Here is a 20,742-nt window from a genome sequence, read left to right on the forward strand (position 1 = left end):
AGGCGTTGGTGCTAGTGTGCCTGGCTCCTCATGCCTCTTCCTCCTCCTGGCGGGGATTAGACAGGGAGGAGTAGCGGGGATGAGCGCTAAAGTGTGATCGCGGCCACCTTCTGCGGCGAAAGTGTGGGGCATTCAGGCCGCGATTTCCGGGAAGGGAGTCAAAAAAATGAAATGCGGTTTCGCCTGAAATATAGGCATGCGGAAATAATTACTTACCCGACGTAATATTGCTCAGAATTTACTGCATCGCAGAATGTTATTTCACCCCCGTAACCTTCCCGGAACTTTATTAACTTTTCACCGCCTTTACGCTTCTATATTCCTTTTTATGCTTAACCTCCTGGAAACACGCCACGCCAGTATCCATGCGCTTTCGAGGCCCATCGGAAAAGTTCCCTCCCCCATCGATATATTTTTGTGACCGAGTGCAAATTAAGGGACATAAAACCCGGACATAACTTGCAATAAAAGGGTTTCTGACCGACCTTATAAGGATTAATTACGAAGCGCAAAAAAAATCAAAAATCTCGATTTCCACACAGTGAAGTGAAAACTATGTTGATTCCGTCCAAATTAAGTCGCCCGGTTCGTCTTGACCATACTGTGGTCCGCGAACGCTTGCTGGCGAAACTTTCCGGCGCGAACAATTTTCGACTGGCGCTGGTAACGAGCCCTGCCGGCTACGGCAAAACCACGCTCATTTCACAGTGGGCTTCCGGTAAGACCGATCTCGGCTGGTACTCCCTTGATGAGGGCGACAACCAGCAGGAGCGTTTTGCCAGCTATTTGATCGCCGCCATTCAGCAGGCGACCAACGGACACTGTGTGACCAGCGAAGTGATGGTGCAAAAGCGTCAGTACGCCAGCCTCTCTTCCCTGTTTTCCCAACTGTTTATCGAGCTGGCCGAATGGCACCGCCCGCTCTACCTGGTCATTGATGACTACCATCTGATCACCAATCCGGTTATCCATGAGTCGATGCGCTTTTTCCTGCGCCACCAGCCGGAAAACCTGACCCTGGTGATCCTGTCGCGTAACCTGCCGCAGCTGGGCATTGCCAACCTGCGCGTGCGCGATCAGCTGCTGGAAGTGGGCAGCCAACAGCTCTCCTTTACCCATCAGGAAGCGAAGCAGTTCTTTGACTGTCGCCTGAAATCCCCAATCGAAGTGGCCGAAAGCAGCCGCCTGTGCGACGACGTGGCAGGCTGGGCCACCGCCCTGCAGCTGATTGCCCTGTCGGCCCGACATAACAACAGCTCGACGCAGCAATCCGCCCGTCGTCTGTCGGGGATCAATGCCAGCCACCTCTCCGATTACCTGGTGGATGAAGTGCTCGACAGCGTCGATCAATCCACCCGTCAGTTCCTGCTGAAAAGCTCCCTGCTGCGCTCGATGAACGATGCGCTGATCGTGCGCGTCACCGGCGAAGACAACGGCCAGATGCGCCTGGAGGAGATAGAACGTCAGGGCTTGTTCCTGCAGCGCATGGACGACTCCGGGGAGTGGTTCAGCTACCACCCGCTGTTTGGCAGCTTCCTGCGCCAGCGCTGTCAGTGGGAGCTGGCAACCGAATTACCGGAAATCCACCGCGCCGCCGCCGAAAGCTGGATGGCGCAGGGTTTCCCGAGCGAGGCCATTCACCACGCCCTGGCGGCGGGCGATGCCCATATGCTGCGCGATATTCTGCTCAACCATGCCTGGAGCCTGTTTAACCACAGCGAGCTGGCCCTGCTGGAGGAGTCGCTCCGCGCCCTGCCGTGGGAGAGCCTGCTGGAGAATCCGCGTCTGGTGCTGCTGCAGGCCTGGCTGATGCAGAGCCAGCACCGCTACAGCGAAGTGAATACCCTGCTGGCCCGCGCCGAGCAGGAGATGAAAGGCGAGATGGACGCCGCCCTGCACGGCGAATTCAACGCCCTGCGCGCGCAGGTGGCCATCAACGACGGCAACCCGGAAGAGGCCCAGCGCCTGGCCCTGGGGGCGCTGGAGGAGCTGCCGCTGGCGAACTTCTACAGCCGCATCGTCGCCACCTCGGTGCACGGCGAAGTACTGCACTGTAAAGGCGATCTCACCCGCTCCCTGTCGCTGATGCAGCAGACGGAGCAGATGGCGCGCCGCCATGACGTCTGGCACTACGCCCTGTGGAGCCTGATCCAGCAGAGCGAAATTTTGTTTGCCCAGGGCTTCCTGCAGGCCGCCTGGGAGACCCAGGAGAAAGCCTTCACCCTGATCCGCGATCAGCACCTGGAACAGCTGCCGATGCACGAGTTCCTGCTGCGCATCCGCGCCCAGCTGCTGTGGGCATGGGCCCGCCTGGACGAAGCCGAAAGCACCGCCCGTCATGGGGTCGACGTGCTCTCCACCTATCAGCCGCAGCAGCAGTTGCAGTGTCTGGGCCTGCTGGTGCAGTGTTCGCTGGCACGCGGCGATCTGGATAACGCCCGTAACCACCTTAACCGTCTGGAGAACCTGCTCGGCAACGGTCAGTATCACAGCGACTGGGTATCCAACGCCGATAAGGTGCGGGTGATTTACTGGCAGATGACCGGCGACAAGAAATCGGCGGCCAACTGGCTGCGCCAGACGCCGAAGCCGGAGTTTGCTAATAACCACTTCCTGCAGAGCCAGTGGCGCAATATTGCCCGGGCGCAGATCCTGTTAGGCGAATTTGAACCGGCCGAAATGGTGCTGGAAGAGTTAAATGAAAATGCCCGCAGCCTGCGACTGATGAGCGATCTCAACCGCAACCTGCTGCTGCAGAACCAGCTTTACTGGCAGGCCGGTCGCAAGAATGACGCCCAGCGCGTGCTGCTGGAAGCATTGCAGCTGGCGAACCGCACCGGGTTTATCAGCCACTTTGTGATTGAAGGCGAGACCATGGCGCAGCAGCTGCGCCAGTTGATTCAGTTGAATACTCTGCCGGAGCTGGACCAGCATCGCGCCCAGCGCATCCTGCGGGAGATTAACCAGCATCACCGCCACAAGTTCGCGCATTTCGATGAGACTTTCGTGGAGCGTCTGCTGACCCATCCGGAAGTGCCGGAACTGATCCGCACCAGCCCGCTGACCCAGCGTGAGTGGCAGGTGCTGGGGCTGATCTACTCAGGTTACAGCAACGAGCAGATCGCCGGCGAGCTGGCCGTGGCGGCCACCACCATCAAAACGCATATCCGGAATCTGTATCAGAAGCTGGGTGTCGCCCACCGCCAGGACGCGGTGCTGCATGCGCAGCAGCTGTTGAAGATGATGGGATACGGGGTGTAATTCATTGCCCGGCGGCGCTACGCTTGCACGGGCCTACGGTTTTGTTGCCATTCATTGCCCGGCGGCGCTACGCTTGCATGGACCTACGGTTTTGTTGCCATTCATTGCCCGGCGGCGCTACGCTTGCCGGGCCTACGGTTTTGTAGGCCGGGTAAGGCGAAGCCGCCACCCGGCACAAACTCAGCACAGTTCTAACTGCAAGTTATTATCTTTAATGACCTTCAACACACCCGCTGGCGGCATCACGTCGGTGTAAACCGCGTTCACCATGCTGATACTGCCCATATTCACCATCGCGTTACGGCCAAACTTGGAGTGATCCACTACCAGCATCACGTGGCGCGAGTTCTCGATAATCGCCCGCTTGGTGCGTACTTCGTGATAATCAAACTCCAGCAATGAGCCATCGGTATCGATCCCGCTGATGCCGAGGATGCCGAAGTCGAGGCGGAACTGGGAGATAAAGTCGAGGGTCGCTTCGCCAATAATGCCGCCGTCACGGCTGCGCAGCTCGCCGCCCGCCAGGATGATGCGAAAATCCTCTTTCTGCATCAGGGTGGTGGCCACGTTGAGGTTGTTGGTGACGACCCGCAGGTTCTCATGGTTCAGCAGGGCGTGGGCCACCGCTTCCGGCGTGGTGCCGATGTCGATAAACAGCGTCGCGCCATTGGGGATCTGGCTCGCCACCTTGCGGGCAATACGCTCTTTCTCAGAGGTCTGCGTCGCCTTGCGATCGTGCCAGGAGGTATTCACCGAGCTGGACGGCAGCGCCGCGCCCCCGTGATGGCGCAGGATACGGTTCTGATCGGCCAGATCGTTGAGGTCACGACGAATGGTCTGCGGGCTGACGGCAAACTGCTCCACCAGCTCTTCGGTGCTGACGTATCCCTGCTTTTTCACCAGTTCAATAATGGCGTCATGACGTTGTGTTTGTTTCATCAGAGTTCCCTGCCAGAATTATGTTCGTTTTCGCGCATTTAGCGTATCGGCAAACGCCATCGCCAGCCCGACTGCCAGCCCGGCCATGTGTGCGCCGTTGGCAATCGCCATGCCAAACAGATCAAACCATCCGGCAATAATCCAGATTAACGCAAAGGCCATTAAACCGCGCTGCAGGTAGATGCCGCTCGCGGGATCGCGCTCGCCGCGCAGCCAGACATAGCCCATCAGCGCGTAAACTACGCCAGAGAGGCCGCCAAACCATGGGCCGCCAAACTTATGCTGGATAAAGCCGCTGAGCAGCGCGCTGATAAGGGTAAGCACGATGAGCTTGCCGCTGCCGAGCCGTGTCTCCACCGCCCCGCCGAGATACCACCACCACAGCAGGTTAAAGAGGATATGCAGCACCGAGAAGTGCATCAGCGCGTGGGTGAAGTAGCGCCAGAACTCGAACTCAACGGAGGCATCATACGGCCAGGCCAGCATCAGCAGGATCTGCTGATCGCCCACCACGCTCATCAGAATGAAGACCAGAATACAGGCCGCCATTAAGACCAGGGTGAACGGCCCCGCGCGTTCACGCACGGTCGCCAGAAAAGGAAAACGCTGGTAGTGCAGCCCGCTGCCGGTATGGCCGGACTGCCAGCTTGCCGCCAGATAGCGCGCATCGCCGGGATTCTTCAGAAAACGCGCCAGCTCGGCGTTGACCCGGGAGGCCTGGCTCTCATCCGCCAGCCAGACGTCGGTCTGGGTATGTTGTTGAATGGTGAGGATAACACCCTGCGTCGCCATGTAATCGACAAACGCCTGGGCGACGCGCGGGTTGGTAAAAGAGGTAATCATCAGCATCGGCGGCAGTCGCTTATTCCACACAAAAGGGGACAGTATATACCCTAAATGCCGGCGTGCTCGACTTCTGCCGGGAAATGACGGTGCCATGCATCGAATCCGCCGTCCACGCTGTAGACCGCTTCAAAGCCCTGCTGCAGCAGGTATTGCGCCGCGCCTTTGCTGCTGTTGCCGTGATAGCACATCACCATCACCGGCGTTTCAAAATCGTTATCGCGCATAAATTCGCTCAGGGAGGCGTTGGTCAGATGAAACGCGCCCGGCGTGTGGCCCATCGCGAAACTTTGCGGATCGCGAATGTCCACCAGCACCGCCAGTCCCTGGTGCATCTTCTGGTGGGCTTCTTCTACGTTAATACATTCAAATTGTTCCATGGTGCTCTCTGTTGTTTGTGCAGGTGCAGTGCGGCCTGATGCCCTCACTATCTTATCGGCTAGTGTACGTCCTGGCGGCGGGTAAACGCCATTATGTTAGCTGTATCACTCAAATTTGTTTTTTTGATGTTACTAAAATCCATTTCCTTTGCTAGTATGAGCGATATCGAACATTTTTGAGCTTTAACGAAAGTGCGTGAGGAAACAATGGAAACCAAAGATCTGATTGTTATCGGTGGCGGAATCAACGGAGCGGGCATTGCGGCGGACGCTGCCGGGCGCGGATTATCTGTCCTGATGCTGGAAGCGCAGGATCTCGCCTGCGCTACCTCCTCCGCCAGCTCTAAGCTGATCCACGGTGGCCTGCGTTATCTGGAGCACTACGAGTTCCGCCTGGTCAGTGAGGCGCTGGCCGAGCGTGAAGTGCTGCTGAAAATGGCCCCCCATATCGCGACTCCGATGCGTTTTCGTCTGCCGCACCGCCCGCATCTGCGTCCGGCCTGGATGATCCGCATTGGCCTGTTTATGTACGATCACCTGGGCAAACGCACCAGCCTGCCCGCTTCTGCCGGTGTGCGTTTTGGCTCAGATTCGGTGCTGAAGCCTGAAATCGTGCGCGGATTCGAATATTCCGACTGCTGGGTGGATGATGCCCGCCTGGTGCTCGCCAACGCGCAAATGGTTGAACGCAAAGGCGGCGAGGTGAAAACCCGTACCCGTGCCATTTCCGCCCGCCGGGAAAAAGGGCTGTGGATCGTCGAGGCCGAAGATATTGATACCGGCGAGCGTTTCAGCTGGCAGGCCCGCGGTCTGGTGAACGCCACCGGCCCGTGGGTGAAGCAGTTCTTCGACGAGGGGATGCAGCTGCCGTCGCCGTATGGCATCCGTCTGATTAAAGGCAGCCACATCGTGGTGCCGCGGGTACATACCCAGAAGCAGGCCTATATTCTGCAAAACGAAGACAAGCGTATCGTGTTTGTGATCCCATGGATGGATGAGTTCTCTATCATCGGTACTACCGACGTGGAGTACAAAGGCGATCCGAAAAGCGTCGCTATCGACGAAAGCGAAATCAGCTATCTGCTGAAGGTGTATAACGCGCACTTCAGGAAATCGCTGGCGCGTGACGATGTGGTCTGGAGCTACTCCGGGGTGCGTCCGCTGTGCGATGACGAGTCTGACTCACCGCAGGCCATCACCCGCGACTACACCCTCGATATTCACGATGACCACGGCAAGGCGCCGCTGCTGTCGGTGTTTGGCGGTAAGCTCACCACCTATCGCAAGCTGGCAGAGCATGCGATGGAAAAACTGGCCCCGTTCTATCAGGGTATCGGCCCGGCGTGGACTAAAGGCGCAGTGCTGCCGGGCGGTGATATCGGCGGCAACCGCGATGACTACGCGGCGAAATTGCGCCGTCGCTATCCGTTTATCAGCGAATCCATGGCCCGCCACTTTGCCCGCACCTACGGCAGCAACAGTGAGCTGATCCTGAGGGACGCGAAGGATCTCAGCGATCTGGGCGAACATTTTGGTCACGAGTTCTACGAGGCGGAATTACGTTATTTAGCCGACCACGAGTGGGTACGCCGCGCGGACGATGCGCTGTGGCGTCGCACCAAAGAGGGGATGTGGCTGAATGCGGAGCAGCAGTCCCGCGTGGCGCTGTGGCTGGCCGAGCGGACGGGAAAGCGTGAGTTATCGCTGGCGTCCTGAGAGTAATGCCCGGTGGCGCTAACGCTTACCGGGCCTACAAAAGACACAGGATCGTAGGCCGGGTAAGGCGGAGCCGCCACCCGGCATTTTTTACAACTTCACCGGATCAATATGCCAGATGGTCTCAGCATACTCTTTGATGGTGCGATCGGATGAGAAGTAGCCCATGTTGGCGATGTTGTGCATCGCTTTGGTGGTCCACTCTTCCGGCTTGCGGTACAGCTCGTCGACCCTGTCCTGACAATCCACATAGCTGCGGTAGTCTGCCAGCACCTGGTAGTGATCCCCGAAGTTGATCAGCGAATCCACCAGGTCGCGATAGCGGCCAGGCTCGTCCGGGTTAAAGACCCCGGTGGCGATCTGGGTCAGCACCTGACGCAGCTCTTCATCCTTCTCGTAATAATCACGCGGCGAGTAGCCTTTGGCACGCAGGGCCTCAACCTCTTCCGTGGTGTTACCGAAGATGAAGATATTCTCTTCGCCCACGTGCTCCAGCATCTCGACATTTGCGCCATCCAGCGTGCCGATGGTCAGCGCGCCGTTAAGAGCAAACTTCATGTTACTGGTGCCGGAAGCTTCGGTGCCCGCGGTGGAGATCTGCTCGGAGAGATCGGCGGCCGGGATAATCAGCTGGGCCAGGCTCACGCTGTAGTTAGGGATAAAGACGACCTTCAGCTTGTCGCCAATCTGCGGATCGTTGTTGATCACCTTCGCCACGTCGTTGATCAGGTGAATGATGTGCTTCGCCATGTAGTAGGCCGAGGCCGCTTTACCGGCAAAGATATTCACACGCGGCACCCAGTCGGCATCGGGATCGGCCTTGATGCGGTTGTAGCGGGTGATCACGTGCAGCACGTTCATCAGCTGACGCTTGTACTCGTGGATACGTTTGATCTGCACGTCGAACAGCGCTTTCGGGTTGGCCACCACGTTGAGATGCAGCGCCATCCACACCGCCAGCCGCTTTTTATTCAGCAGCTTGGCATCACGCACCGCTTTATTCACCGTCGGGAAATCGGCGTGCTGTTCCAGCTCGCTTAGCTGGCTTAAGTCGGTACGCCAGTTGCGGCCGATGTTCTCGTCGAGCACGTCGGAGAGCGGCTGGTTCGCCAGTGCCAGCCAGCGGCGCGGCGTTACCCCGTTGGTCACGTTGCAGAAACGCATCGGGAAGATCTTCGCGAAGTCGGCAAACAGCGACTGCACCATCAGGTTGGAGTGCAGCTCCGACACGCCGTTGACCTTGTGACTGATCACCACCGCCAGCCACGCCATGCGCACCCGGCGGCCATTGGATTCATCAATGATCGAGGTACGGCTCAGCAGGCCGGTGTCGTGCGGGTACTGCTCCTGCAAGGTTTTCAGGAAGAAGTCGTTGATCTCAAAAATGATCTGCAGGTGGCGCGGCAGGATTTTGCCGAGCATATCCACCGGCCAGGTTTCCAGCGCTTCGCTCATCAACGTGTGGTTAGTGTAGGAGAAGACCTGGCAGGTCACCTCGAACGCCTCTTCCCAGCTGAACTTATGTTCGTCGATCAGCAGGCGCATCAGCTCCGGGATCGACAGCACCGGGTGGGTGTCGTTGAGGTGGATGGCGGTTTTTTCCGCCAGGTTGGCGTAAGTTTTATGCAGCTGGTAGTGGCGGCTCAGGATGTCCTGAATGGTCGCTGAGACCAGGAAGTACTCCTGACGCAGACGCAGCTCGCGCCCGGAATAGGTGGAGTCATCCGGGTACAGCACACGGGAGACGTTCTCGGAGTGGTTTTTGTCTTCCACCGCCGCGAAGTAGTCGCCCTGATTGAATTTACCGAGGTTAATCGCGCTACTGGCCTGGGCATTCCACAGGCGCAGCGTGTTGGTCGCGTCGGTGTCGTAGCCCGGGATGATCTGGTCGTAGGCCACGGCCAGGATCTCTTCGGTTTCGACCCAGCGGCTCTTTTTGCCTTCCTGCTGGATACGGCCGCCAAAGCGGACTTTATAGCGGGTGTTGTGACGCTTGAACTCCCACGGGTTGCCGTACTCCAGCCAGTAGTCCGGGGACTCTTTCTGCCGGCCATCGACGATGTTCTGTTTGAACATGCCGTAATCGTAGCGGATACCGTAGCCGCGTCCCGGCAGGGCGAGGGTTGCCAGCGAGTCGAGGAAACAGGCCGCCAGACGACCGAGACCGCCGTTGCCTAAGCCGGGGTCGTTCTCTTCGTCAATCAGCTCTTCTAAATCTAACCCCATCTCTTCCAGTGCGGTCTTTACGTCGTCATAGATACCCAGCGACAACAGCGCATTGGAGAGGGTGCGGCCAATCAGAAACTCCATCGACAGATAATAAACCTGACGGGTCTCCTGTGAAAGCTGGGCGCGGTTAGAGCGCAGCCAGCGTTCAACCAGCCGGTCGCGCACGGCAAACAGGGTGGCGTTAAGCCATTCGTGTTTGTTGGCAATCACCGGATCTTTGCCGATGGTGAACATCAGCTTGTAAGCGATTGAGTGCTTTAACGCCTCAATGCTTACCGTGGGAGACGCATAGGAAAAAGGTGCATTCATATCTTTGATTCCAGCATTGTTACATCAAGCGTTGATAAAGATCGCGGTAGGACTGCGCCGCAACTTGCCAGCTAAAATCCATGGCCATCGCCTGGCGCTGAACAAAACGCCACAAAGAGGGACGGGACCACAACACGAAGGCACGCCGAATCGCGCGTAACAGCGACCAGGCATTACTGTCCTCAAAGACAAATCCGCTGGCGATTCCGTCTGCCAGGTTCTCCAGCGAGGTGTCGGATACGGTATCCGCCAGCCCGCCGGTACGACGCACCAGAGGCAGCGTGCCGTACTTCAGGCCATACAGCTGGGTTAAGCCACAGGGCTCAAAACGACTCGGGACCAGGATAACGTCGGCGCCCGCCATGATGCGGTGCGAAAACGCTTCGTGATAGCCGATCTGCACGCCCACCTGACCCGGATGCTCGGCCGCGGCCGCGAGGAAGCCCTCCTGCAATACCGGATCGCCGGCACCCAGCAGCGCCAGCTGTCCGCCCTGCTCCAGTAGGCCCGGCAGCGCCTCGAGCACCAGATCGAGCCCTTTCTGGCTGGTCAGACGGCTCACTACCGCAAACAGCGGCACCTTTTCGTTGACCTTCAGCCCCATGGCGATCTGTAGCTGACGTTTGTTCTCGGCCTTATCTTCCACCGAATCGCGGTTGTAGCGCGCGGTCAGCAGCAGGTCCGACTCCGGACTCCAGATTTTTTCATCCACGCCGTTGAGAATGCCCGACAGACGTCCTTCGCGCTGGCGTTGCGCGAGCAGCCCCTCCATGCCGTAGCCAAACTGCGGCTCGGTGATCTCCCGCGCGTAGGTCGGACTCACGGCGGTGATGTGATCGGCGTAATACAGCCCGGCCTTAAGGAATGAAATCTGCCCGTTAAACTCCAGCCCATGGATATTAAAGAACGACCATGGCAGATCGATGTCATCCATATGTTTGGCTAAATACATCCCCTGATAGGCCAGGTTATGCACGGTAAAGACCGACTTCGCCGGATGGCCACGCGCCGCCAGATACGCCGGAGCCAGCCCGGCGTGCCAGTCGTGGGCGTGCACTACGTCCGGGCGCCAGAACGGATCCAGCCCGGAGGCCATCTCCGCCCCGACCCAGCCGAGCAGCGCAAAACGCAGCACGTTATCGGTATAGGCAAATAAGTTGGTGTCATGGTACGGGCTCCCTGGGCGGTCATACAGATGCGGGGCATCAATCAGGTAAATGCCCACACCGTTGTAATGACCAAACAGTAATGTGATGCGCCCGGCAAAGGTATCGCGGCGGCTGACGATCTGGGCGTCAGGGATGCCGCGACGAATATCGGGAAAAGCGGGTAACAGCACGCGAGTATCGACCCCACCGGCAATTTGCGCCGCCGGTAGCGCCCCAATCACATCCGCCAACCCGCCGGTTTTCAGCAACGGGAACATCTCAGAACAAACGTGTAAAACCTGCATCATCGCTCCTGTTTGATCTGCAGTTTACGCAGCATTTCACGCGTAACCAGCACGATGCCTTCTTCTGAGCGGTAGAAACGGCGCGCGTCCTCTTCCGCGTTTTCTCCAATTACCATGCCTTCCGGAATGACGCAGGCACGGTCGATAACGCAACGACGCAGGCGGCACGAGCGGCCAACCCAGACGTCGGGTAACAATACTGACGAATCAATGTTGCAGAAGGAGTTCACCCGCACGCGCGGGAACAGCACCGACTGCACCACCACCGAGCCGGAAATAATGCACCCGCCGGAGACCAGCGAATTCAGCGTCATGCCGTGGCTGCCCGAGCGGTCCTGCACAAATTTCGCCGGCGGCAGGGATTCCATATGGGTACGGATCGGCCAGTTGTGGTCGTACATATCCAGTTCCGGGGTCACCGAGGCCAGATCGAGGTTCGCCTTCCAGTACGCTTCCAGGGTGCCGACATCGCGCCAGTAAGGTTCTGAATTAGGATCGGACTGTACGCAGGACAGTGGGAACGGATGTGCATAGGCCATGCCAGATTTGGTGATTTTCGGAATGATATCTTTGCCGAAGTCGTGGCTGGATTTCTCATCCTTGTCGTCCTCTTCCAGCAGCTGATAAAGGTAATCAGCATCAAAGACATAGATCCCCATACTGGCCAGCGCTTTGGTGTCGTCCCCCGGCATGGATGGCGGGTTCGCCGGTTTTTCAACGAAATCGATCACTTTGTCGTTTTCATCCACCGCCATCACGCCAAACGCCGTCGCCTCGGCAACGGGCACCGGCATACAAGCCACGGTGCAGCGTGCCCCTTTTTCGACGTGGTCGATGAGCATGCGCGAGTAGTCCTGCTTGTAGATGTGGTCCCCGGCGAGGATCACCACGTACTCGGCATCGTAGCGACGAATAATATCGAGGTTTTGCGTCACCGCATCAGCGGTACCGCGATACCAGTTTTCGCCATGCACGCGCTGCTGGGCAGGTAACAGGTCGACAAACTCGTTCATCTCCTCACTGAAGAACGACCAGCCGCGCTGAATATGCTGCACCAGCGTGTGTGACTGGTACTGGGTGATCACGCCAATACGGCGAATGCCTGAATTCAGGCAGTTTGACAGGGCAAAATCGATAATACGGAATTTACCGCCGAAGTGGACGGCGGGCTTGGCGCGCTTAATCGTTAAATCTTTTAATCGGGTACCGCGGCCGCCAGCAAGAATCAGGGCAACAGACTTCAATGGCAGCTGACGCGCCAACATTAGAGGGTCGTTCTTATCTAACCTAACCATGATCAACTCCTTTTATTATCATCTCTGGAATACACATACACCGTGCGCAGGCCCATGCCAGGCAGTCATAACGACCGGATTATCCTCTCCGGCAAATGGGGGGATGGCCCGCCACTCCCCTTCGGGTAAAACAATTTCTGCGACCTCATCTGTGGCGTTAAGCGTGATAAGCCAGCTATCCGAAAGCAGGATTTGCAGGCACGGCACGCCGCTTTGCCACTCACGCGCTTCCAACGGTTGCGCCTCTTTATTCAGCCAGCACACATTGCCATCGCCCTCTTCCCACCACTGATTCAGGGTGAGCGCCGGGATCTGCTGACGCAGATGGATCAGCGCAGCGGTAAAGTCGGCTAATCCACTGTTGGCCTGTTGCCAGTCCAGCCAGGTTAACGGGTTATCCTGGCAATACGCATTGTTGTTACCGTGCTGGCTGTGGCCATGTTCATCGCCTGCCAGCAACATCGGCGTTCCTTGCGACAAAAGCAGCGTGGTGAGCAGCGCGTGCACGCTGGCGCGGCGCCGCTCAATCACATTCAGATTGCCACTTAATCCTTCGATACCATGGTTAAAACTGTGGTTATTGAAGGTGCCATCACGATTTTCTTCGCCATTGGCTTCATTGTGTTTCTGATTGAAACAAACGCAGTCACGCAGGGTGAACCCGTCGTGCGCGGTGACCAGGTTGATCGACGCGGAGGGCAGTCGCCCGTTGCGCTTGAACAGATCGCTTGAAGCTGCGAAACGCCCGGCAAACTGGCCGAGTGACAGATCGCGCGCCAGCCAGAAGCGGCGCGCGGTATCACGATAGTGGTCGTTCCACTCGGCAAACGGCGGCGGGAAATTCCCCACCTGGTAGCCGCCCGGGCCGATATCCCAGGGCTCCGCGATCAGCTTCACGCCCGAGAGCAGCGGGCAGTTCTTAATTGCCTCAAACAGCGGCGCCTGCGGGCTGTATTCCGGCGTGCGTCCAATCACTGACGCCAGGTCAAAACGAAAGCCGTCGATATGGAAGGTTTCCACCCAATACTTCAGGCATTCATACGCGTACTGCACCACCGCCGGATGGCTGAGATTGAGGGTGTTACCGCAACCGGTCCAGTTGTGGTAATCGCCATCCTCTCTTAACCAATAATAGCTAGGGTTATCAATTCCGCGCAGGGAGAACGTCGGGCCTTCCAGATCCAGCTCGGCACTGTGGTTGAGCACGATATCCAGAATGACCTCAATACCCGCTTCGTGTAGCGCCTTCACCGCATCACGAAACTCATCCCGGGCCCGCTCGGGATGCGAGGCATAGCGCGGGTCGAGGGCAAACATCGCCATCGGGTTATAGCCCCAGTAGTTGCTGAGACCGAGGCGCTGCAGTCGCGGCTCGGAGGCAAAATGGGCTACCGGTAATAATTCCAGGGCGGTGATCCCGAGATGCTTAAAATAAGCAATCATCACCGGGTGACCGAGCGCCCGGTAGGTGCCGCGGATCGCCTCCGGAATGCCAGGGTGCAGATACGTCAGCCCTTTCACGTGGGCTTCATAGATGACCGTCTTGCCCCAGGGCGTATTGGGGGCGGCGTCCTCTTCCCAGTCGTAGCGATCGTCGCTGACCACCACGCTGCGGGGCGCCACCGCGGCACTGTCCCGGTGATCGGCGGTCACTTTGCCGCTGTGCAGCAGAACATCGTCCTTCAGCGTGCCTTCAACCTGATACGCACAAGGGTCGAGCAGCAGCTTGGCCGGGTTAAAGAACAGCCCTTTGGCCGGATCCCAGGGACCATGCACCCGGAAACCATAATGGGTGCCTGGCCGGGCATGCTCGAGGTAGCCATGCCAGATATCGCCGCTGCGGCCCACCAGATCGTAACGATGTTCAATGCCCTTCTCGTCAAACACGCAGAGTTCAACCCGATCCGCATTGGCGGAAAAGAGGGCGAAGTTCACCCCTTTGCCATCGTAGCGTGCGCCGAGCGGCGCCGGGTTACCTGCAGCGAGCTGCGTCATTCCCCCTCCCGCACCAGCCAGATCGTGGACAGCGGCGGCAGAGTGAGGCTCAGGGACTGTGGTCGACCATGGCTCTCCTGCTCATCGCTCTGCACCAGCCCGCCATTGCCCGCGTTGCTGCCGTGGTAATGCATGGAGTCGGTGTTCAGCACCTCACGCCATTTGCCCGGCTGATTGATGCCGAAACGGTAGTGATGACGCGTGACCGGGGTGAAGTTACTGGCAACGATGATTTCGTTACCCACTTTGTCACGACGGACAAAGATCAGCACCGAGCGCTCGTTGTCATCCACCACCAGCCACTCGAAGCCGTAATCATCAAAGTCCAGCTCGTGCAGCGCTTTGTGGTGCCGATAGGTATGGTTGAGGTCGCGCACCAGGCGCTGAACGCCGTGATGCCAGTTGTCGCCCCCTTCCAGCAGGTTCCAGTCGAGACTGGTATCGTGGTTCCACTCCCGGCCCTGGGCGAACTCGTTGCCCATAAACAGCAGTTTTTTGCCCGGGAAGGCGAACATCCAGCCGTAGTAGGCGCGCAGGTTGGCAAACTTCTGCCAGGCATCGCCCGGCATACGGTCGAGAATCGATTTTTTGCCGTGGACCACTTCGTCGTGGGAGAGCGGCAGGACAAAGTTTTCGGTGCTGTTGTAGAGCATGCCGAAGGTCAGCTTGTTGTGGTGATACTGGCGATGCACCGGATCCAGCTTCATGTAGTCCAGGGTGTCGTGCATCCAGCCGAGGTTCCACTTGAACCAGAAGCCGAGGCCGCCCATCGAAGGTGGACGAGAAACGCCCGGGAAGTCCGTGGACTCTTCCGCCATCGTCACCGCACCCGGTGTTTGCTCCCCAAGAATACGGTTGGTGTTACGCAGGAACTCAATGGCTTCCAGGTTTTCACGACCGCCGAACTCGTTCGGGATCCACTCTCCCTCTTTGCGGCTGTAGTCGCGGTAGATCATCGAGGCGACGGCGTCCACGCGCAGGGCATCAATGCCGAAACGCTCGATCCAGTAAAGCGCGTTGCCCACCAGATAGTTGGTCACTTCCCGACGACCGTAGTTGTAGATCAGGGTATTCCAGTCCTGGTGATAGCCTTCGCGCGGATCGCTGTGCTCATACAGGCTGGTGCCGTCGAACTCCGCCAGACCAAAGTCATCGGACGGGAAGTGGCCCGGCACCCAGTCGAGGATCACGTTCAGCCCGGCGGCGTGTGCGGCGTTGATAAAGTAGCGGAAGTCGTCGCGGGTGCCGAAACGGCGAGTTGGGGCATACATGCCGGTCGGCTGATAACCCCAGCTGCCGTCGAACGGGTGTTCATTAATGGGCAGCAGCTCCAGATGGGTAAAGCCCATCCATTTCACATACGGGATCAGCTGGTCGGCCAGCTCCCGGTAGCTGAGCCAGAAGTTGTTATCGGTATGACGACGCCAGGAGCCAAGATGGACTTCATAAATGGAGATCGGCATATCGAACTGGTTGGCCCGGATGCGTTCTTCGCTCTGGGCGACTTTCTCCGGCAGACCGCAAATGAGCGATGCGGTTTCCGGGCGCATTTGCGCTTCGAAGGCATAGGGATCGGCTTTGATGCGCAGATTGCCGTGCGCATCGATCAGCTCGTACTTGTACAGCTGGCCGTTTTGCGCGCCGGGGATAAACAGCTCCCAGATGCCGGTCTCGCCACGCAGGCGCATCGGATGGCGACGGCCATCCCAGTAGTTGAACTGCCCCACCACCGACACGCGCCGGGCATTCGGAGCCCAGACGGTAAAGCGGGTGCCGGTCACGCCGTCCATGGTGTCAGAATGGGCGCCGAGCGTCTCATAGGGACGCAGGTGCGTCCCTTCAGACAGCAGCCAGGCGTCCATCTCCTGCAGCAGCGGACCGAAGCGATAGGGATCGTCGATCAGGTTCTGCTGACCATGCCAGATGACGGCGAGCTGATAACGGAAGACGTTTTTACGGCGGGCCATCACGCCAGCGAAGAAGCCGCGTGAATCGATACATTCGAGTTTACCGACCTTGCGCCCGGTTTTGGGTTCGATGACCCACACCTCCGTCGCGTCAGGTAACAGTGCACGGACTTCCAGTCCAGCTTCAGTGCGGTGCATGCCAAGTACAGAAAATGGATCCGCAAAGTGACCCGCAATAAGCGCATTAATCACGTCTCTATCAATACGAACGGACATGGTATTCATCCTGTTTTTTTAGTTGCCGCCCCTTTCGCGCACCGGGTACGACCTTAATGTGACCTGGATGGAACAGCACCTTGTGCATCCTCTCTGTTCCATCCAACCTCCAGGCGGAATATGTGACATCCCGCATAAAGCATAGCCAACGCTTTATATGACTCCCGAAAAATAATGAATCATTTGCGTTTTCGTCCTTTAGTACGCAAAAAAAGGGGTGATAAATCACCCCTAAGTATTAAGTATTTATTACGCCAGCTGGCGTAGCATCCTGCGCAGCGGCTCTGCGGCACCCCACAGAAGCTGATCGCCGACGGTAAAGGCGGACAGGTATTCCGGGCCCATATTTAGTTTACGCAGGCGTCCTACAGGGGTAGATAATGTGCCGGTGACCGCAGCCGGGGTCAGCTCACGCATGGTGATATCGCGGTCATTAGGGATGACTTTTGCCCACTGATTGTGCGAAGCGAGCAATTCCTCCACAGTTTGTATGGATACATCTTTTTTCATTTTAATTGTGAATGCCTGGCTGTGGCAGCGCAGCGCGCCGATGCGCACGCACAGGCCATCAACCGGGATCGCGGAGGCAGTACGCAGGATTTTGTTAGTCTCCGCCTGGCCTTTCCACTCTTCGCGGGTCTGGCCGTTATCCAGCTGTTTGTCGATCCACGGGATCAGGCCACCGGCCAGCGGTACGCCGAAGTTATCTACCGGCAGCTCGCCGCTGCGGGTCAGCTGAGTGACTTTACGCTCGATATCGAGAATAGCGGACGCCGGGTTTGCCAGCTCTTGTGCAACGCTGTGGTGCAGCTGGCCCATCTGGGTCAGCAGCTCGCGCATATGGCGCGCGCCGCCGCCGGAGGCCGCCTGGTAGGTCGCCACAGAGACCCACTCCACCAGATCCTGGGCAAACAGACCGCCCAGCGACATCAGCATCAGGCTGACCGTACAGTTACCGCCCACGAAGGTTTTGACGCCTTTATTCAGGCCATCGGTGATGACGTCCTGGTTAACCGGGTCAAGAATGATGATCGCGTCGTCTTTCATGCGCAGCGAAGAGGCCGCGTCAATCCAGTAGCCCTGCCAGCCGCTTTCACGAAGCTTTGGATAAATTTCGTTGGTATAATCGCCGCCCTGGCAGGTGACAATAATGTCCAGCGCCTTCAACGCTTCCAGATCGTAAGCATCCTGCAACGTGCCTGTGGTACCCCCAAAGGACGGTGCAGCCTGGCCGAGCTGGGAAGTGGAGAAGAAGACCGGGCGGATAGCGTCGAAATCGCGCTCTTCAACCATGCGTTGCATGAGTACAGAGCCGACCATACCGCGCCAGCCGATAAAACCAACGTTTTTCATAGCATTTTTTTCCTGCAGAGGGTGTGTGCTGTTTATGCAAGCCAGTATTGAACTGGGATATGCTTCACATTACAAAATGCTGCCAAAGTCGCAAGCGAAATTAATCGATGATTGCCCGGCTATCAGAAAAAGAGCTAATCATCCGAGAAACCATACAAGTATCAGGGATAACCTACGATGAGTGAAATCATTTCCGCAGCTGTTTTATTGATCCTAATTATGGATCCACTCGGAAACCTGCCGATCTTCATGTCGGTGCTGAAGCACACCGAGCCGAAGCGCCGTCGGGCCATCATGATCCGCGAGCTGCTCATCGCCCTGCTGGTGATGTTTATCTTCCTGTTTGCCGGCGAGAAAATCCTCGCATTCCTGAATTTGCGCGCTGAAACGGTCTCCATCTCCGGCGGGATTATTCTGTTCCTGATTGCCATCAAAATGATTTTCCCGAGCAGCGAAGGCAGCAGTAGCGGCCTGCCTGCGGGTGAAGAGCCATTTATTGTGCCGCTGGCCATTCCTCTGGTCGCCGGGCCGACCATTCTGGCAACTCTGATGCTGCTGTCGCATCAGTATCCGAATCAGATGAGCCATCTGGTGATTGCCCTGCTGATAGCCTGGGGCGGGACCTTCATCATCCTGCTGCAGTCATCGCTGTTTTTACGCCTGCTGGGCGAGAAAGGGGTCAATGCGCTGGAGCGGCTGATGGGGTTAATTCTGGTGATGATGGCGACGCAGATGTTCCTGGATGGGATCAGGGCGTGGATGAAGGGGTGAGGATGTAAAAAAGCCGGGTGGCGCTTGCGCTTACCCGGCCTACGGTCTGGTTTTGTAGGCCCGGCAAGCAACGCGCCGCCGGGCACTGCCGCTAGCTCAACAGCGTAAACGCAATCATCCCGACAATCGCCCCGGTGGTGCCGAGGATAGTTTCCATCATCGTCCAGGTTTTCAGGGTTTGCGCTTCGGTCGCGCCGGTAAATTTACCGAACAGCCAGAAGCCCGCATCGTTAACGTGTGACACCACAATCGACCCACCCGCGATACAGATAGACAGCGCTGCCATCTGCGCACCGGAGTAGTTCAGCTGCTCAATCACCGGCATCACCAGGCCCACTGCCGTTAAGCAGGCTACGGTGGCGGAGCCCTGAATAATACGTACAGCCGCAGCCAGCACGAAACAGGTCACCGCAATCGGCAGGCCCATCCCGGTCAGCGCTTCGCCCAGAGCCGGGCCGACGCCGGAATCCACCAGCACCTGCTTGAACACGCCGCCCGCACCAATAACCAGCAGGATAATACCCGCAGGCTGCAGCGCAGCACCGCAGATCTCCATCACCCGGTCTTTCGCCATGCCCTGACGCATCGCCAGGCCGTAAATCGCCACCAGACAGGCCACCAGGATCGCGGTGAACGGATGGCCGATAAACTCAAACCACTCATAAGCGCTTGAACCGACCGGAACAAAGCGCGCGGCAATGGTTTTCAGCCCCACCAGTACCAGCGGCAGCAGGATCAGCGACAGGCTGAAGCCGAACGACGGCATTTTGCCCTCGCCCAGGTGCGGCTCGGTGACGTCGCCCGGGATGTGCAGCTCAACGTAACGGCTGATGAAGTTGCCCCACAGCGGACCGGCAATCAGCATGCCCGGGATCGCGGCGCAAAGGCCAATCAGGATCATCCAGCCGAAGTCAGCGTGCATCTGCGAGGCCAGCAGCATCGGCGCAGGCCCCGGCAGCAGAAATGCCGCCGCCGCTGCCACACCGGCAAACAGAGGGATCACCAGCTTCACCAGGTTAGTGCCGGTATGGCGCGCCATGGAGAAGGCCACGCTAATCAGCAGCACGACGGCCACCTCAAAGAACAGCGGCAGCGCGCAGATCAGACCGGCCAGACCAATCGCGTAGTGCGCCCGGCTGTGGCCGAAAGATTTCAGCATTTTGACGGCGATCTGATCGACCGCGCCGGTTTCATGCAGGATTTTGCCAAACATCGCGCCAAGCGCGACCACAATCGCCAGGAAGCCTAGCGTGCCTCCCATCCCTTTTTCCATGGTCGCGGCGATTTTGTCGAGCGGCATTCCGGAAAAGAGACCTGCACCAATGGATACCACCATCAAAGCAACGAAGGCGTGCATACGGGCCTTCATTACCAAAAACAGCAGCAACAGCACGGAGCCGACTGCTGTTAAAACAAGCGTTAACGTACTCAAAACTTACTGCCTTTTGTTAATGACCTCAATGGTGCTTGCGACAACACCGTCCAGCGGCTGATCGATATCCACGACCAGCACATCACTTTCATCCACGCCCGGCTCCTGCAGGGTTTCGAACTGCGTTACCAGCATCTGGGTTTTGAAGAAGTGCCCTTTACGCGCTTTCAGGCGGGTTTCAATCACGTCGAAATCGCCCTTCAGGTAGATAAAGGAGAGATTGGCGTTACCTTCACGCAGCTGGTCGCGGTAGGTCTTTTTCAGCGCGGAGCAGACAATCAGCGACACTTTATTGGTGCGCTGCATGGCAAAGGCAGCATCGTTCAGCGCCTGTAACCACGGCTTACGATCGTCGTCGTTCAGCGGCTCGCCAGAGGCCATTTTGTTGATATTGCTGCGCGGATGGAGAAAGTCACCATCAAGAAACGCGGCATGAATTTGATGCGCCACTTCGCTGGCAACGGCGGATTTACCGCTACCGGAAACGCCCATCAGGACATAAACGTGGTGATCTGGATTTGTGGTGCTCAAAGTATGTCCCTCAGTCGATTGTTACGGGTAACAGTTATCGGTAACATTGTCC

At 57.8% G+C, this 20,742-nt stretch carries 14 protein-coding genes; 3 read left to right on the forward strand and 11 right to left on the reverse strand.

What is annotated here, in order from left to right:
* Nucleotides 1-555: 555 nt before the first annotated feature.
* Entirely contained in the window at nucleotides 556-3,261 is a 2,706-nt protein-coding gene (gene malT, locus ACP4QI_RS20705) for an HTH-type transcriptional regulator MalT (RefSeq protein ID WP_142487398.1), read from the forward strand.
* Between the two features lie 180 nt (nucleotides 3,262-3,441).
* Here the strand turns inward: malT and ACP4QI_RS20710 are convergent, their stop codons facing one another.
* The 3 genes from ACP4QI_RS20710 to glpE are packed head-to-tail and all read right to left on the reverse strand — an operon-like array spanning nucleotide 3,442 to nucleotide 5,423.
* Nucleotides 3,442-4,200, reverse strand: coding sequence for a DeoR/GlpR family transcriptional regulator (locus ACP4QI_RS20710; protein ID WP_142487399.1), 759 nt, complete (start codon nucleotides 4,198-4,200; stop codon nucleotides 3,442-3,444).
* Between the two features lie 18 nt (nucleotides 4,201-4,218).
* Complete coding sequence (gene glpG, locus ACP4QI_RS20715; RefSeq protein ID WP_426495868.1) at nucleotides 4,219-5,049, reverse strand: rhomboid family intramembrane serine protease GlpG; 831 nt, start codon at nucleotides 5,047-5,049, stop codon at nucleotides 4,219-4,221.
* A gap of 44 nt (nucleotides 5,050-5,093) precedes the next feature.
* A complete protein-coding gene (glpE, locus tag ACP4QI_RS20720; RefSeq protein ID WP_032614862.1) occupies nucleotides 5,094-5,423 on the reverse strand; it encodes a thiosulfate sulfurtransferase GlpE in 330 nt (109 codons plus the stop codon).
* 207 nt (nucleotides 5,424-5,630) lie between these two features.
* Here glpE and glpD point away from each other — a divergent pair, with 207 nt between their 5' ends.
* Entirely contained in the window at nucleotides 5,631-7,139 is a 1,509-nt protein-coding gene (glpD, locus tag ACP4QI_RS20725; protein ID WP_426495869.1) for a glycerol-3-phosphate dehydrogenase, read from the forward strand.
* A gap of 90 nt (nucleotides 7,140-7,229) precedes the next feature.
* Here the strand turns inward: glpD and glgP are convergent, their stop codons facing one another.
* The 6 genes from glgP to asd form a co-directional block, all read right to left on the reverse strand.
* Entirely contained in the window at nucleotides 7,230-9,677 is a 2,448-nt protein-coding gene (gene glgP, locus ACP4QI_RS20730) for a glycogen phosphorylase (RefSeq protein WP_156264796.1), read from the reverse strand.
* A 19-nt stretch (nucleotides 9,678-9,696) separates the two neighbouring features.
* Nucleotides 9,697-11,130, reverse strand: coding sequence for a glycogen synthase GlgA (gene glgA, locus ACP4QI_RS20735; RefSeq protein WP_142487403.1), 1,434 nt, complete (start codon nucleotides 11,128-11,130; stop codon nucleotides 9,697-9,699).
* Nucleotides 11,130-12,425 carry a glucose-1-phosphate adenylyltransferase gene (glgC, locus tag ACP4QI_RS20740; RefSeq protein ID WP_142487404.1) on the reverse strand — a complete coding sequence of 432 codons (1,296 nt, stop codon included), beginning with the start codon at nucleotides 12,423-12,425 and terminating at the stop codon, nucleotides 11,130-11,132. Before glgC ends, glgA begins: the two co-directional genes overlap by 1 nt.
* Nucleotides 12,426-12,443: 18 nt before the next feature.
* The gene (gene glgX, locus ACP4QI_RS20745) at nucleotides 12,444-14,420 is read right to left on the reverse strand and encodes a glycogen debranching protein GlgX (RefSeq protein WP_285129055.1); all 1,977 of its coding nucleotides are present in this window, start codon (nucleotides 14,418-14,420) and stop codon (nucleotides 12,444-12,446) included.
* Nucleotides 14,417-16,603 (reverse strand): 1,4-alpha-glucan branching enzyme, encoded by a 2,187-nt coding sequence (gene glgB / locus ACP4QI_RS20750; RefSeq protein ID WP_142487406.1) that lies wholly within the window; start codon nucleotides 16,601-16,603, stop codon nucleotides 14,417-14,419. The genes glgX and glgB overlap by 4 nt, the downstream gene beginning before the upstream one ends.
* Before the next feature lie 249 nt (nucleotides 16,604-16,852).
* Nucleotides 16,853-17,956 (reverse strand): aspartate-semialdehyde dehydrogenase, encoded by a 1,104-nt coding sequence (gene asd, locus ACP4QI_RS20755; RefSeq protein ID WP_142487407.1) that lies wholly within the window; start codon nucleotides 17,954-17,956, stop codon nucleotides 16,853-16,855.
* A gap of 177 nt (nucleotides 17,957-18,133) precedes the next feature.
* Here asd and ACP4QI_RS20760 point away from each other — a divergent pair, with 177 nt between their 5' ends.
* Nucleotides 18,134-18,727 (forward strand): YhgN family NAAT transporter, encoded by a 594-nt coding sequence (locus ACP4QI_RS20760; RefSeq protein WP_032614883.1) that lies wholly within the window; start codon nucleotides 18,134-18,136, stop codon nucleotides 18,725-18,727.
* A gap of 91 nt (nucleotides 18,728-18,818) precedes the next feature.
* On the opposite strand, the gene gntU is transcribed toward ACP4QI_RS20760, so the two are convergent.
* Entirely contained in the window at nucleotides 18,819-20,159 is a 1,341-nt protein-coding gene (gene gntU, locus ACP4QI_RS20765; RefSeq protein ID WP_426495870.1) for a gluconate transporter, read from the reverse strand.
* Between the two features lie 3 nt (nucleotides 20,160-20,162).
* Entirely contained in the window at nucleotides 20,163-20,690 is a 528-nt protein-coding gene (gene gntK, locus ACP4QI_RS20770; RefSeq protein ID WP_142487409.1) for a gluconokinase, read from the reverse strand.
* Nucleotides 20,691-20,742 lie beyond the last annotated feature (52 nt).

Source organism: Leclercia sp. TB492 (assembly GCF_049974505.2).
GTDB lineage: Bacteria > Pseudomonadota > Gammaproteobacteria > Enterobacterales > Enterobacteriaceae > Enterobacter > Enterobacter adecarboxylatus_C.

What these genes read in the sequence shown, in the direction of transcription:
- ACP4QI_RS20710 (WP_142487399.1), bottom strand. Translation starts at nt 4,200, where the DNA reads ATGAAACAAACACAACGTCATGACGCCATTATTGAACTGGTGAAAAAG.
- glgX (WP_285129055.1), bottom strand. Translation starts at nt 14,420, where the DNA reads ATGACGCAGCTCGCTGCAGGTAACCCGGCGCCGCTCGGCGCACGCTAC.
- glpG (WP_426495868.1), bottom strand. Translation starts at nt 5,049, where the DNA reads ATGCTGATGATTACCTCTTTTACCAACCCGCGCGTCGCCCAGGCGTTT.
- glgC (WP_142487404.1), bottom strand. Translation starts at nt 12,425, where the DNA reads ATGGTTAGGTTAGATAAGAACGACCCTCTAATGTTGGCGCGTCAGCTG.
- glgA (WP_142487403.1), bottom strand. Translation starts at nt 11,130, where the DNA reads ATGCAGGTTTTACACGTTTGTTCTGAGATGTTCCCGTTGCTGAAAACC.
- glpE (WP_032614862.1), bottom strand. Translation starts at nt 5,423, where the DNA reads ATGGAACAATTTGAATGTATTAACGTAGAAGAAGCCCACCAGAAGATG.
- asd (WP_142487407.1), bottom strand. Translation starts at nt 17,956, where the DNA reads ATGAAAAACGTTGGTTTTATCGGCTGGCGCGGTATGGTCGGCTCTGTA.
- malT (WP_142487398.1), top strand. Translation starts at nt 556, where the DNA reads ATGTTGATTCCGTCCAAATTAAGTCGCCCGGTTCGTCTTGACCATACT.
- glpD (WP_426495869.1), top strand. Translation starts at nt 5,631, where the DNA reads ATGGAAACCAAAGATCTGATTGTTATCGGTGGCGGAATCAACGGAGCG.
- glgP (WP_156264796.1), bottom strand. Translation starts at nt 9,677, where the DNA reads ATGAATGCACCTTTTTCCTATGCGTCTCCCACGGTAAGCATTGAGGCG.
- ACP4QI_RS20760 (WP_032614883.1), top strand. Translation starts at nt 18,134, where the DNA reads ATGAGTGAAATCATTTCCGCAGCTGTTTTATTGATCCTAATTATGGAT.
- glgB (WP_142487406.1), bottom strand. Translation starts at nt 16,603, where the DNA reads ATGTCCGTTCGTATTGATAGAGACGTGATTAATGCGCTTATTGCGGGT.